Origin of the sequence: Streptosporangium sp. NPDC006013 (assembly GCF_040614275.1) — a bacterium.
Lineage (GTDB): Bacteria > Actinomycetota > Actinomycetes > Streptosporangiales > Streptosporangiaceae > Streptosporangium.
Genome location: NZ_JBEXUE010000001.1, coordinates 32838 through 46798, shown reverse-complemented (window position 1 = coordinate 46798; position 13961 = coordinate 32838). Strand labels below are relative to the sequence as shown.

At 70.1% G+C, this 13961-nt stretch carries 13 protein-coding genes; 6 read left to right on the top strand and 7 right to left on the bottom strand.

Annotated elements, in window-relative coordinates; genetic code table 11:
- Positions 1 to 32 precede the first annotated feature (32 nt).
- Positions 33 to 788 (top strand): zinc ABC transporter ATP-binding protein AztA, encoded by a 756-nt coding sequence (gene aztA, locus ABZ260_RS00215; protein ID WP_355610688.1) that lies wholly within the window; start codon positions 33 to 35, stop codon positions 786 to 788.
- A 284-nt stretch (positions 789 to 1072) separates the two neighbouring features.
- Here aztA and ABZ260_RS00210 read toward each other — a convergent pair whose 3' ends face one another.
- The 7 genes from ABZ260_RS00210 to ABZ260_RS00180 form a co-directional block, all read right to left on the bottom strand.
- The gene (locus ABZ260_RS00210; RefSeq protein WP_355610685.1) at positions 1073 to 1783 is read right to left on the bottom strand and encodes a hypothetical protein; all 711 of its coding nucleotides are present in this window, start codon (positions 1781 to 1783) and stop codon (positions 1073 to 1075) included.
- 227 nt (positions 1784 to 2010) lie between these two features.
- Complete coding sequence (locus tag ABZ260_RS00205) at positions 2011 to 2547, bottom strand: hypothetical protein (RefSeq protein WP_355610682.1); 537 nt, start codon at positions 2545 to 2547, stop codon at positions 2011 to 2013.
- A 69-nt stretch (positions 2548 to 2616) separates the two neighbouring features.
- Positions 2617 to 3342 (bottom strand): helix-turn-helix transcriptional regulator, encoded by a 726-nt coding sequence (locus ABZ260_RS00200; RefSeq protein ID WP_355610679.1) that lies wholly within the window; start codon positions 3340 to 3342, stop codon positions 2617 to 2619.
- Between the two features lie 282 nt (positions 3343 to 3624).
- Complete coding sequence (locus ABZ260_RS00195; RefSeq protein WP_355610676.1) at positions 3625 to 4665, bottom strand: LLM class flavin-dependent oxidoreductase; 1041 nt, start codon at positions 4663 to 4665, stop codon at positions 3625 to 3627.
- Complete coding sequence (locus ABZ260_RS00190; RefSeq protein WP_355610673.1) at positions 4662 to 5693, bottom strand: zinc-binding dehydrogenase; 1032 nt, start codon at positions 5691 to 5693, stop codon at positions 4662 to 4664. Before ABZ260_RS00190 ends, ABZ260_RS00195 begins: the two co-directional genes overlap by 4 nt.
- Complete coding sequence (locus tag ABZ260_RS00185; RefSeq protein ID WP_355610669.1) at positions 5693 to 6889, bottom strand: amidohydrolase family protein; 1197 nt, start codon at positions 6887 to 6889, stop codon at positions 5693 to 5695. The genes ABZ260_RS00190 and ABZ260_RS00185 overlap by 1 nt, the downstream gene beginning before the upstream one ends.
- Positions 6890 to 6891: 2 nt before the next feature.
- Positions 6892 to 7809, bottom strand: a complete 918-nt coding sequence (locus tag ABZ260_RS00180) for an ABC transporter substrate-binding protein (RefSeq protein ID WP_355610666.1) — start codon at positions 7807 to 7809, stop codon at positions 6892 to 6894.
- 206 nt (positions 7810 to 8015) lie between these two features.
- Between ABZ260_RS00180 and ABZ260_RS00175 the strand changes: the two genes are divergently transcribed.
- The 5 genes from ABZ260_RS00175 (at position 8016) to argH (ending at position 13853) form a co-directional block, all read left to right on the top strand.
- Positions 8016 to 9599 (top strand): PucR family transcriptional regulator ligand-binding domain-containing protein, encoded by a 1584-nt coding sequence (locus tag ABZ260_RS00175; protein ID WP_355610663.1) that lies wholly within the window; start codon positions 8016 to 8018, stop codon positions 9597 to 9599.
- A gap of 117 nt (positions 9600 to 9716) precedes the next feature.
- Positions 9717 to 10628, top strand: a complete 912-nt coding sequence (locus ABZ260_RS00170; protein WP_355610660.1) for an amino acid ABC transporter permease — start codon at positions 9717 to 9719, stop codon at positions 10626 to 10628.
- Positions 10625 to 11395, top strand: coding sequence for an amino acid ABC transporter ATP-binding protein (locus ABZ260_RS00165; protein ID WP_355610657.1), 771 nt, complete (start codon positions 10625 to 10627; stop codon positions 11393 to 11395). The genes ABZ260_RS00170 and ABZ260_RS00165 overlap by 4 nt, the downstream gene beginning before the upstream one ends.
- Positions 11396 to 11436: 41 nt before the next feature.
- Positions 11437 to 12339, top strand: a complete 903-nt coding sequence (locus tag ABZ260_RS00160; RefSeq protein WP_350912052.1) for an arginase family protein — start codon at positions 11437 to 11439, stop codon at positions 12337 to 12339.
- On the top strand, positions 12336 to 13853 hold the full coding sequence (gene argH, locus ABZ260_RS00155) for an argininosuccinate lyase (RefSeq protein ID WP_355610653.1): 1518 nt from the start codon (positions 12336 to 12338) through the stop codon (positions 13851 to 13853). The genes ABZ260_RS00160 and argH overlap by 4 nt, the downstream gene beginning before the upstream one ends.
- Positions 13854 to 13961 lie beyond the last annotated feature (108 nt).

Below are 13961 nucleotides of genomic sequence, written 5' to 3'. Positions count from 1 at the left end.
ACCATTATCGATTTCAAGTGGAAGGTGTCGCCGTGCGCACTCAGCAGGAACCAGCGATCATGATCAACGGTCTCACCGCCGGTTACGGACGGCGGACGGTCCTGCACGGGCTCACGGCTCGGCTCCCCCGCTCCCGCATGACGGTCGTCGTCGGTCCGAACGGGTGCGGAAAGTCCACCCTTTTGGGGGTGTTCGCCCAGGTCATCCGCCCGGTGTCCGGCTCCGTCGAACGCACGAACGCACAGCGGCCCGGCTTCGTCATGCAGCGCAGCGCGGTCTCCGACACCCTGCCGATCACCGTCCGGGAGGCCGTGGCCATGGGGCGATGGGCACACCGGGGTCCGTGGAGACGGCTGTCGAAACACGACTGGTCGGTTGTCGACGAATGCATGGCACGCCTCGACATTCTCGACCTGGCCTGTCGGCAACTGGGCTCGCTCTCGGGAGGCCAGCGCCAGCGCGCCCTGGTCGCACAGGGGCTCGCGCAGGAGTCGGACCTGCTTCTGCTCGACGAACCGACGGCAGGACTCGACCTCCAGGCCCAGCGGCGCATCTCCGAAGCTCTCGACGACGCGAAAAGCCGCGGCGTCACAGTGGTTCAGGCGACACACGACCTCGCCACGGCGATGCGCGCGGAACACTGCCTGCTACTCGGGGAAGGCCGGCTCGTCGCGGAGGGCTCCCCCGTCACGGTGCTGCGACCGGAGATCCTGGAACAGATCTGGGGACTTCCCGCACTGTCACTGCTGATCCGGAGCCGTTCCGAAGCACTCGGTCACGGACGATGAGCTCTCGGACCCGTGCGGGTCGTACGCAGCGGCTGATCGCGTGGGACGCGACCGGGGCAGGGAGTAGGAAACCCTCCGTGAGCGTCCGGCATGCATCGCCGGCCGATCGTCTGATTCACGCCGCGCACGCGGTGAATCTCCCCGGCGGTGATCGCCGGAGGATGAGGACCTCGCGCCGGCCCGGTACCCGAATTCGGCACACGGCTTTTCGTCTCAGGACGTGAACGCCTGTCCGAGGTGTGGCAGTGCCATGCCCCAAGCCCACGGAGAGTGGTGGGTCGTCGTCAGTTCCAGGGGTCCCAGAAGCCGTGGTCGACGATGTCCGGCGACGGTACGAGCTCGACCGGGCCGTCGCCGTACCTGGCGGGCAGGACGGCCCGCAGCAGGGCCAGCAGTTCCCGGTGGGTGTGCTCCGCCGTCGTGGCCCGCCACAGGACGCGCCCTCCGCTCAGCCGTACGACCGGCCGCTCCCCCTCCAGGGTCAGCTCCAGCCGGAGCACGCCGTCCCCCGGGTGCTCCGGCAGCGCCGAGGCTAAGGACGCGCGTACCGCGTCGAGCCCGCCCCTGCGGACCGCGGCCTCGGCCCGTTCGCGGTCGGCCAGCTCGGCGACCGCGACCAGGACCCGTTCCAACGGCGGTACCCGTGCCGGAGCCAGCGGGATCAGCCCCGCGCATTCGAGCGATCGTTCGTGCCGCCCCTCGGCGTGCCGGTGGTCGTAGACGAAGTGGTGCGCGTACAGCGCGTCCCCCTCGACCCGGTACGTCGTCACGTACGACTCGTCCTCCAGCGAGAACACCCGGGTGTCGTACACCCGGTCCACCGCTCCCGAGGCGTCCAGCGCGTAGTGGGTGCGGACACCCGCACCACCCGCGCCGGCGGGCTCACCGCCGAAGATCTCATCGAGGCCGGGAGGACCCGCGTCCCACGGTTCCACCGGCCCGGCGACCAGCGTCCGCCCGTCACGCATCCGCCAGCCGTCAGGACGGTCGACCATGACGCCCCCATACAGTTCGTCTTCCAAAGGCATCGGACTCACCCACCGGGCAGTCCCCGCACCGAACATGATGGAACACGCACGCTGTTCAGACCTCGAGACCTGATCCGTCATGGTGGCAGACCGATGATCTCCAACGCCGGGTCCGGCCGTGCGCGAAAACCGCTCGTCCCGACCAGGTGAGCACCCGGCCCGCTGCGTGATCGATCCCGCAGCGGGCAGCCCGGCTAGGCCGTCCGGGCTGTCATGGCGCGCCGGCCGAAGGTGGCGGCGCCGGTCAGGAGCACCAGCCCGGACAGCACACCGCTGACGAACGGCACCCAGGCGACGGCGGCCGTCGACGCCAGAACGAGACCGGCGACACCGAGCAGGGTGAGAACCACACCGGGTACGGCGATGCCCCGGTCCTTCCAGACAGGCGCCAACGCGATGAAGTGCACACCGACCACGAACGCCACCCAGGCCACGTTGGTCTGCTCAGGACGTCCCCAGGCGGCGAGCACCCGGAGTCCGCCGAAGAGCAGGACCGCCTCGGCAGCGACGACGATCAGGTAGCCACGGCCGAACATGTTCCGCCGCGGGCCCGCGGCGGGCTTTTCCTTCCTGGCTGTGGCGAACCACATGGCGACAACACCCGCGGCCCCCAGGCAGGCGGCCACCCGCAGGAAATTCACGGTCACGGCGTTCAGCGGGCTCTGCGCGTTGACGACGACGAAGACCGCGCCAAAGATCGCGCCAACCAGCAATCCAGTCATTCGTTGCATGACGTCATTGAAGTCCATGCCGGATTCCGTCTGCATTGGGGCTGGGGCGAGAACCAGGTAGGCCTGGCACTACTGTGCCGCACCGCGCAGATAGGCGAGCACCGCCAGCACCCGCCGGTTGTCGTCCTGAGTCGCGGGTAGCTCCAGCTTGACGAACACACCGGCCACGTGCTTGCCGACGGCCGCCTCCGTGATCGACAGCGCGCGGGCGATGGCGCTGTTGGAGCGCCCTTCGGCGATCAGAGCGAGCACCTCGCGCTCGCGCGGGGTCAGCCGGTGCGTCGGCTCAGTGACCTCCCTGGCCCTGGCCCAGGTCTGCTCGAACAGGTCGATGAGGGTGGTGATCAGACTCTGCTGCCTGATCACCAGGGCGCCCGGCGAGTAGGCGACGGGGGTGATCCGGACGAACGCCACTGCGCGGTCGAAGACGAGCAGTTGCTGGATCGGCTCGTCGATGACACGGTGCAGGTTACCGGCGGCATGCAGCTCCCTGATCCGGGCCGCCTTGCGCGGATCGTCCAACACGCTCGCGTGGACGATCGTGCGCATCGCCATACCGCGCCGCAGTGCGTCGAGCACGCTGTGCCTGCTCTTCTGCTCCTGACGGCCCTTCTCCGACGAGCCCACCGGGTGCATGGCGCGCAGCTCGCCCGCCGAGTGAGTGGCCTGCGCGATCTGCTGCCGGACGAGCTCGCTGTCCTCCAGCCGCTCGACGTCGACGGGGATACCGCGCAGCTCACCGACCACCTCTTCCAGCCGATGGGCAAGCTGAGCCAACGACACGCTCTCGTCCACACGCCTCCTTCGCCGGCCGCGCCACCCCTCATACCCAACGCGGGCAATACTGGCAGCTTCTGACCGATGCGATACGCACCGTGCCGACGGAAGGGCAGCCGGCCCGGCAACCGGCGTCCGCTCGTCACGCATCCGCCGGCCGTCAGGACGGTCGGCCATGACGCCCCGTTCAGGTCGTCTTCCAAAAGCATCGGACTCACCCACCGGGCAGTCTTCGACGTCCACCATAGGTCAGCCGACCGCCTTCAAGGCGATGCCCAGGGGCTGTTGCCGGGCGCGGATCTAACGAGTGCCGCCGGTTCCGAACGTGGACAACAGGCGGTCGAGTTGGTGCGGTGCCGCCGGGCGGACCAGTGGCATGGTGACGCCGGCCTGCCGGTACTCCGCGATCCTGGCCCGGACGTCCGCGACCGTTCCGGTCGCGGTGAGCGAGGTGACGTAGTGCTCCGGCAAAACCTCCTGGAGCGCCGCCTCACCCCCCTGTTCGAAGGCGGCGGCGAACCGGGGCAGGTCGTCCGGGTCGATGGTCGGCTCACCCACCGACATCTTCGCCTTCGGTGTCGAGGCGTGCTTGAACTTTGTCGCCACCTCCCAGCGGATCGCGGCGACCGCGGCGGCGCGATCGTCCTCGATGGAGGTGTTGATCAGCTGAGCCACAGCCAGCTCGCCCGGGTCGCGGCCGATCTTCTCGCAGCTCTGGCGGAGGAGTTCGACGGCGTTGGCCGAATACTCCGGAGAGGCGCCGGCGTCCAGCAGCACACCGTCGCCGAGTGCCGCCGCGTTGACGAGACCCCGGCGGCTCGCCGCCGCGATCCAGATCGGGATGTCGGCCCGGATCGGGGTGAAGTTCAGGGCCACGTTGTCGAGTTGTACGACCTCGCCACGGTAGGTGACCGGTTCCCCGCTGAGGAGCGCGCGGATGGATTCGACGTACTCCCGCAGGGTGGTGATCGGATCGGTCATCGGGCGGCCGTTGCGGGCGGCGTGTTTGGCGGTGAACGCGCCGACCACCAGTACGAGCCGCCCACCGCTGAGCTCGTCCAGGGTCGCCGCCGTCTGCGCCATCACCAGCGGGCTGCGCAACCGCACCACCTGGGTGGCGCCGAGGGTGACGCGCTGGGTGGCCAGTCCGAAGGCGGTGAGCGCGCTGACCGAGTCGCGGTTGGTGAACAGCGTCTCGGAGAAGAAGGCGGTGTCGAAACCGGCCCGTTCCGCGGCGGCGGCCGACGCCGCCATCTCGCGTACGGTGACTGCCGGGTCATACCCCAGCGCGAGCCCGATGCGGGTCGACGACGGGGGCGAGGCGGGTGCTGGCTGGATCACAGCGGCTCCGTGAGGTCGATGACAGGTGCGTCGTGGTGGGCTGATACGTCGAGGACGATCTTGCCGAGCAGGCCGCCGCGTTCGAGGCGGCCTAGCGCCGCTGCGATATCGGCAGCCGGATAAGCCGCGGCGATCACCGGCCGGACACCGTCCGGCCCAGCCCATGGGCGGGCACGTCGCAGGTCGGCGATGATGGCGGCCTTCTCGGCGGTGGGAAGACCGCGCAGCGATCCACCGGTCAGGATGAGTCGGCGCCGGATCACTTCACGCAGGCTGAGCGGGACCTCGTCGCCGCCCAGGACGCCTACGCAGAGCCAGCGCCCGTTGGTACGAAGGCCGGCGAGGGTGAGCCCGGAGACGGCCGCGCCAACGAGGTCGAGCACGACGTCGAAGCCGTCCGGTGCCTGCCTGCGCAGGGCTTCCTCGGCGTCGGGCAAGGTGGAGACCACAACGGGGTCCGCGCCGAGGGCACGCACACGTTCGGCCAGCATGGGAGTGCGTACGGTGCCGGCCACTGTGGCTCCGAGCGATCGGGCCAAGCGTACGGCCATGGTGCCGACGCCGGAGTTCGCCGCGTGCACCAGCACCCGGTCGCCGGGACGGAGGTCGGCACGTGTCCGCAGATTCCACCACGCCGTGGCCAGCGCCTCGGGCAGCGCTGCGGCCTCGGCCAGGCTCCATCCGTCGGGTACCGGAAGCAGGAGGTCCTGTGGCACGAGCACGTGCGACGCGTAGCCTCCGCTGCCGAGCAACGCGCACACCAGGTCTCCGACCTGCCAGCCGGTGACGCCGGGACCTGACGCGGCGATCCGGCCGGCGCATTCCAGCCCCGGTACCGCGGACTCGCCCGCGGGCGGCTGATAGTCGGCGTCGCGTTGCAACAGGTCGGCGCGGTTCAGCCCGGAGGCGTACACCTCGATCAGCACCTGACCGGCGCCGGGTGCCGGGGTGGGAGCGTCCACCCAGACCGGCATCGGCGGACCGGCCGGTGATCCGCTCGCCGGATCGGTGAACAGCACTTGACGCATCAGCGTCCTCCAGCGGCCGATGGGGATTCGGGACGGAACGGTGTGGGCGCGGTCGCGCGTCCGTCGCGGACGACCTCCACGCCGTCCCGGAACACCCGGCGGACCCGCAGGTCCATGTCGAGCACGGCGACGTCCGCCGGCCCGCCGGCCCGCAGCGTCCCGACGCCGTCGAGTCGCAGGGCCGTGGCCGGGTTGCGGGTCGCCAGGGCCAGGGCGTCCGGCAAGTCGAGGATGCCCGCCTCGGCCAGGGCCCGTACGGTCGGCAGCAACTCCACCCGGTGGGCGAAGCGTTCCCACGAGCCGTCGGGCAGCGTACGCGGCACCGACGCGTTGCCGTCGCTGCTGAGCGTGATCTGGTCGGCCGGCACGCCCCGGGCGAGCAGTTCCGCCACCGCCGCGGTCGGTGCCACGGCGCCGGCGATGCGGGCCGGGTTGATCAGTGGGTTGACGTCGACCCAGGACCCGGCCGAGCCGAGCCGGCCGGCGACGTCGAGCGTCGCGGGGCTGTAGTTGGCGTGGGTCACCTGAAGCCGTCGCGGGTTCGCGCCGGATCCGTCCAGCGCCCGCGCGAGCAGATCCGGATCCCCGACCGCGGTACCGAGGTGTACGTGCAGCAGGCAGGCCTTCCCGGTGGCACCGGCCGCCCACTCCAGTTCCCTGAGCAGGTGGGTCAGCTCGGCGAGGTCCGGGCAGGTCGCCTTGTGCTCATACAGAGCGATCTTGACACCCACCAGGTGCGGCAGCAGGTACAGGTCGCGTACCAGCGACCCGGTTACGGTCGGTGGTGGCCAGTGGAACCCGCCGGCCATCGCCCAAGCACGCGGACCGGTGACCGGAAGCGCGTACGCCCGGGCGAGCAGGGCTTCCGGGCTCTTGCTGATCGGGTCGACGCCGGGCATTCCGACGCAGGTGGTGGTGCCGGCCTCGACGATCACGTCAGCGGGCAGCTCCGGAATCCTGCTGTGGTACCCGGAACCGCCACCGCCGCCGAGGATGTGCAGGTGCCCGTCGACGACCCCCGGCGCCACGATCAGCCCCGCGCAGTCATGGACGACCGTGCCCGGCGGCCCGGCGGGGATCCCGGATTCATCCACCGGTACGACGGCCAGAATGTCGCGCCCACCGATCACAACCTCGGCGATACCCGCCGACCGCGGGGTGAGCACGGTGCCGCCGTGCAGGATGGTGAGGGTCATGGTCAGCCCGCCGACTGACCGTTGATCGTCACGGCGGGGCGCAGGATGTCCGACAGTCCCCACTTCTCGCCGAGCTTCGCGTAGCTGCCGTCCTCCATGAGCGCCTTCAGCGCCGCCGCCACCGCGTCCCGGAGCTCGTTCTGCTTCTTGCTGACCGCGATGCCGACCGGGATCTCCGCGATCGGCTTGCCGATCAGCGCGTACTTTCCGGGTGACTGCTCGTTGACGACATACCGGATGGACTCCGCGCCACGGATACCGACATCCGCGCGCCCCTGCTCAAGCTGCAGGAGGGCGTCGGCAGTGCCGTTGGTGGTCAGTTCCTGGATCGCCGGCTTGCCCGCCGCCGCGCAGACGTTCTTGCTGAACTCGCTGAGCGCGTTCCGGTAGCCGGTGTCGCCACTGTCCACCGCCACCTTCTGCCCGCACACATCAGCCTCGGTGCTGAACCCGCCGACCTTGTCCGCCAGGCCGAACAGCTGCGGACCGGTCGTGTAGTAGTCGACGAAGTCGACCGTCTCCCGGCGCGACTCCAGGTCCTGCATGGCCGAGTGGACCAGGTCGATCCTCCCTGTCGCCAGCGACGGGATGTACTGCTCGTACTCCTGGGTCACCAATGCGACCTTCACCCCGAGCTTGTCGCCGATGGCCCGGGCCAGATCAACGTCGAAGCCCTGCCGCTTCTCCTTGTCCTCCGTCCCCTCCGGGAGGTAGGACATCGGCGGATAGACCGGGCTGTTCCCCACGTTCAGCCGGCCGGACGCGCGGATGGCGTCCGGCAGCATCGCGTTGAGCGGGTTGTCCGACGACGGCGGGTTGTCCGACGACGAGGGGGCCGCCGACTCGTCGGCATCGCTGCCACAACCGGCGAGGAGCGCGACGACGACCGCCGCGCCTACCCACATGGCTGACTTTCTCACTCTGTCTCCTCCGGGTTCGCGGGTGGGCCGCACCGCGGACCCCGCATGGCCGCCGGCGACCCCGGCGAGCGTGGCCCCCAGTTTTCAAGCGACGGCCATGTCATCGGAAGGGGACATCTTGTCCAGCTTGCCCAAATTAGACTGTACTTCAGGGCCAGGTCACGTCGACCGAGGCGGTGACCGAGAACCGAGAGAGTGGGTATCCGGTGGGAGTCACGATCGAACACGTCCTCGCGCTGCCCGACCTGAACCTGCGGGTGGTGGCCGGTGCGGCCGGACTCGGCAACGAGGTCCGATGGGTGCACGTCAGCGAGACCGCCGACCCGACACCCTGGCTGCGCGGCGGGGAGCTGCTGCTCACCACCGGCCTCAAGATCGAAGATGTCGAACAGTTCGGACCGTACCTGCACAGGCTCGCGGACGCGGGCCTGGCCGGCCTCGGGTTCGGCATCGGACTGGGGCACCCGGAGGTACCCGAGCCCCTGCTCGTGGCCGCCGAGGAGCGCGGCCTTCCGGTGCTGGAGGTCCCGGTCGACGCCCCGTACGTGGCCATCTCCGAGGGCGTGTCCAACCTGCTCGCCGCCGAGCGGCGGGACACCATCGCGCGGGCGTTCGACGCCCAGCAGGCGCTCACCGCCGCCGCCCTGGAGTCCGGCCGAGGGGGCGTCATCACGGCGATCGCCAATGTCCTGGGCGGGTGGGCGATACTCACCGACATCTCCGCGGCCGTCGTACGGTCCTGGCCGCCGGAGGCGGCCGAGCGGCTGCCGACCCTGCTGCCGGACATCATGCGTACCCGGGAGCGGGGCATCCGATCGAGCAGCTCGATGGTCAGCCCGCACGAGTCGATCGTGATCCACCCCCTCGAAGCCCGGGGCCGGATGCGCGGATTCCTCGTCGCCGCGGTACCGGGCGGGGTCGACGACTACAGCCGGATGGTCCTCGCCGGTGGGGTGGCCCTGCTGTCGCTGGAGATGGAGCGCTCGCACGCGGCCGGCCGTCAGCTACGCCGGCTCCGCGCCGACACCCTGGGCCATCTGCTGCGCGGCGCGATCGCGCTCCCGGTCGCGAGGCAGCACCTGGCCGGCTGGGACCTGGACCCCGATGCGCTACGGGCCGCCGTCTACCTGTGCCCGGCCGGCCGCGGCGGCCAGCTGTACGACCAGGTCACCGAGCTGATGAGCGAGGCCGACCTCCCGGGTGCCGTGGTCGCTCAGACCTCCGGGCCGCACACCCGGGTGGTGGTGCTCACGAACGACTCCGAGCAGACCGGCACGACGCTGGCCCGGCTGGCCTCGGTGCGTCCGGCGGCGGTGCTCGGGCTGGGTGACGTGGTCTCGGCCGAGGGCATCGAGCAGTCGTACCGGGCCGCCGTCCACGCGGCCGAGGTCGGCCAGGCGGAGCGGCGGGCGGTGACCCGCTTCGACGACCTGGAGACCCTGCAGATGCTGCTGCGGGCCCAGTCGCCGCAGGCCCTCGCCAGCTTCGTACGCCGGGTCCTGGGGCAGCTCCAGCAGCACGACCGTGGACGCGAAGGCCCGTTGAAGGCCACCCTGCGCGCGTTCCTGGCGCACAACGGCCACTGGAACGAGACCGCCACCGAACTGGGGGTGCACCGGCACACGCTGCGCGCCCGGATCGACCGGATCGAGCGGATCACCGGCCGCGACCTCAACTCGGCGTACGCCCGGATGGAGCTGTGGCTCGCACTGCTCGCCGACGGCGCGGCCGAATCGGGGGACGACGTCGCGGACGCCTCGGCGGCCGACCGCCCCGGCGACGGCGTCTAGATCGCTCCGGCACTGGACAAGTGGTAGTGGCCAGGGCCGGAAAAATCGACCTCCTGTCAGGTATCGCGTCCCTTGTCGCAGCGGCAAGACTCACCCCAACGCAGACGGGAGAGAGCAATGACGAGCACTGAGCGGACAACTGCCGCCGCTGTGCCCGGGCCGGGGCGACTTGCCGGGCTCGAACGTGTGCCGCTCCGGCACTATGGCCGGTGGATCTCAGCGGCGGTGGTGCTCGCCCTGATCGCCCTGGTGGGTGTGGCATTCGCCCAGGGCGGCATCGAGTGGTCGGTCGTCGGACGCTACCTCACCGCCGAGGCGATCCTGCACGGACTGGGCAACACCATCGTGATCACGTTGGCGTCGATGGCCCTCGCCATCGTCCTCGGCGTGGTGGTGGCCGTGATGCGGATGTCGGCCAACCCGGTCATGCGCTCGGTCGCCTTCGGGTACATCTGGCTGTTCCGCGGCATCCCGGTCCTGCTCCAGCTGCTCATCTGGTACAACCTGGCGTTGGTCTTCCCGACCATCGGCTTCGGCGGTTTCCAGGTGCGCATGATCGACGTGATGACGCCGTTCATGGCCGCGCTGCTCGGCCTCGGCCTCCACATGAGCGCCTACACCGCCGAACTCGTCCGGGCCGGCATCCTCTCGGTCGATCGGGGGCAGATCGAGGCCGCCCAGGCGATCAGCCTGACCCCGGGGCAGATCCGCCACCGGGTGGTGCTGCCGCAGGCCATGCGGGTCATCCTGCCCCCACTGGGCAACGAGTTCATCAGCACCCTGAAGACGTCCTCGCTGGCGGCGGTGATCTCGTACGGCGAGATCCTTGAGAGCGCCGAGTTCATCTACTACGCCAACAACCGGGTCATCGAACTGCTCGTCGTCGCAGCGATCTGGTACCTCGTCGTCGTCTCGGTGCTCAGCGTGGCCCAGCACTTCGTGGAGCAGCGTGTCGGGCGCGGCTTCCAGCCCTCGGCGAGACGTACCGGTCGCTCGGCCGGGCGCGCCGGGAAGGGAGACGCGGCATGAGTGGGACGTCCATCGTCCGGGCCATCGAGGTGCACAAGTCATATGGGCCGGTCCACGTACTGCGCGGCGTGTCCCTCGAGGTGCACGCCGGGGAGGTGCTGTGCCTGATGGGGCCGTCCGGCTCCGGCAAGAGCACGTTCCTGCGGTGCATCAACCAGCTCGAACGCGTCGACGACGGCGAGTTGTGGGTCCGCGACGAGCTGGTCGGCTACCGGCTGCACCGGGGCAGACTGTACGAGCTGACCGAGCGGGAGATCGCGCGCCAGCGCCGCGGCATCGGCATGGTCTTCCAACGGTTCAACCTGTTTCCGCACATGACCGCGCTCGGCAACGTGGTCGAGGGGCCGCTGCGCGCCCTGAGACACAACCGCGCCGACGCGCTCACCGCCGCCCGCAGGCTGCTCGACCGGGTCGGGCTGAGCGACAAGTACGACGCCTACCCGGCCCAGCTCAGCGGCGGGCAGCAGCAGCGGGTCGCGATCGCCCGAGCCCTGGCGATGCAGCCCCATCTGATGCTCTTCGACGAGCCCACATCCGCGCTCGACCCGGAACTGGTCGGCGAGGTGCTCGACGTGATGAAGGGGCTGGCCGCCGAGGGCATGCCCATGGTCGTCGTCACCCACGAGGTCGGCTTCGCCCGCGAGGTCGGCGACACGCTCGTCTTCATGGACGACGGCGTCGTCGTCGAGAGCGGGCCCCCGGCCGAGGTGCTCAACACACCGCAACACCCGAGAACCCGGGAGTTCCTCTCCCGCGTCCTCGGCTGAACCACACACCAGACATCTTGAGGCCTAGCGAAAGGTCAGGAATGCCACGTCGTCAGGAGACGCGGAAGTTCGACGTGTGGGGAGTCCCGTTCGACGGGGGCTCGACGTTGGGCTGGCCGGGTTCGCGATACGCACCCGCTCGGGTCCGCGACGCGCTGCGTTGGATCACCCAGCGCATTGAGAACGGCGCCATCTACTCCTTGGAGAGCGACTCGGTGCACGAGGTCGGCGACGACCTGCTCCGTGACCGGGGTGACGTCGAGGTGGTCGGGCACGACATCCTGGCCACCCTCGACGCCTGCTCCACCGCGGTCGCCGACTCGCTGGGAGCCGGCCGCACACCGATCGTCATCGGCGGCGACGACTCCGTCCTCTTCCCCTGCGCCCGAGGGGTGCACGAGGCGTTGCCCGGTCGGGTGGGCATCGTGCACTTCGACGCGCACCTCGACCTGCTCGACCACAACCGCCACCAGGGCCGGGTCAGCCAGTCCAGTGGCATGCGGCGCAGCCTGGAACTGGAGCGCGTCAATGCCGGCGACTGCATCCAGGTCGCCGTGCGCCACTTCAACTTCCCGTCCTCGGCCGAGTTCAAGCGCAAGTCCGGGCTGACCCACATAACCGCCCGGGAGTTCCAGGCACTCGGCCCGGTTTCCGCGGTCGAGCAGATCCTCGACCGGGTCTCCGGCGCCGACCACCTCTTCCTGTCCTTCGACATCGACGCGATCGACCCGGCGTTCGCCCCTGGGGCCGGCGCGCACGAACCCGGCGGTCTCACCTCAGGCGAAGCGCTGGAGGCGGTCCGCCTGCTGGCGCCCTACTGCGACGCGTTCGCCGTCACCGAGGTCAACCCGATGACCGACCATGCCACGGCGACGACCGCGACACTCACCGCGTATCTGCTGTTCCACTTCGCCGTCTCGGGCTCGGGCGCGGTGCGTCGATGAGCGCCGACCAGAGCCACGGCTACCAAGGCTTCCGAGGGACCGGCATCCGGCTGACCGAGGAGCAGCTGCCACACCTGCAGAGCCACCGTACGGAACTGCTCGGTGACTCCCTGCCCGCGATCCACGCCTTCGACAAGGCACACACGGTGATGCTCACCGAGCAGGGCCTGCTCGACCCCGCCGACGGCCGGGCGATCCTCAAAGCACTGCGCGGCATGGAGGCCCGTGGTGTCGCGGAGGCCCGGATCGAGGCCGGAGGCGGGATGCACTCCGGCGAGCAGTATCTGATCACCGTGCTCGGCACCGAGACCGGCGGGCGGATCCACCTCGGACGCAGCTCCGGAGACCTGATCGAGGTGGCCCGGAGGATGACCATCCGCCGGCACCTCCACGCCCTGCTGCCGGCCCTCACGGACGTGCGGGCCGTACTCCTCAGCCTGGCCGAGGCACACCGTGACACGATCATGCCCGGTTACACCCACGGCCAGCACGCCCAGCCGACCACCCTGGCGCACTGGGCCACCATGTTCGAACAGGCCTTCGCGCGCGACGCCGAGCGGTTCCTCGGCTTCCACGGCCGGCTCAACGTCTCGCCCGCCGGCGCGGCCATCCTGACCGGCAGCGACCTGCCGATCGACCGGCACCGGGTCGCCGGCCTCCTCGGGTTCGACGCCCCGCTGCCGCACACCATGGACGCGATCCTCAGCCATGACCTGGAGATGGAGGCGGCGGCACTGCTCGCCACCACCGGTGCCACGCTGGCCCGGATGGCCGACGACCTCTACCTCTGGTCGACGTCCGAGTTCGCGTACATCGAACTGCCCGACCGGTACTGCGGCACGAGCAGCATCATGCCGCAGAAGAAGAATCCGGACGCGCTGGAGGACATCAAGTCGGTTGCCGCTCAGGCGCTCGCCGCGCTGGTGGGAGTGATCACCGCCGAGCGCGGGCCGACCGGCTTCCCGATCCTGGAACGACGCTACTCACAGCAAGCGCTGTGGTCGATGGCGGCGGCGATCACCGGCAAACTGGGGGACACCGTCGGGATCCTCACCGATCTTCGCGTCGACCGGGACCGGATGGCCAGACAGGCGGGCGCGCACTGGGCGCAGGTGACCGACGTCGCCACCGCGCTGGTCAGGCACACCGGGCTCGACTGGCGTCATGCGCACCAGATCGTCGGCGTCTTCGTCCGGCTCGCCGTCGAGCGCGGCCTGGGCACCTCGGTGGTGGCCCTGGATCTGCTCGACGAGGCGGCAGGGCAGGTCACCGGGCGGAGAAGCGGCCTGACCGAAGCGCAGTTCGCGGAGGCCATGGACCCGCGCGCCTTCGTCGCCCGGCGAACCATCTACGGCGGCCCGTCGCCCGATGCGGTCCGGCGGGAGTCCGCCCTGTTCGCCGAACGGCTGGCCGCCGATCGGCGCCGGGTCGAGGAACTGCGGCAGCAGGTGGCCGGTGCCGAGGCGGCGCTGGAGGCGGCCATCGACGCCCTTGTTTCGGAGGACGCCCGCTGATGATCCGTACGGCCACTCGGCGTGAGCATCTTTCGCCGTGACCTATTCGATCAATCCCTGGATGGATCCGGCCGTACCAGAGGAAGACTTCTCGGTGATGGGAGCCGG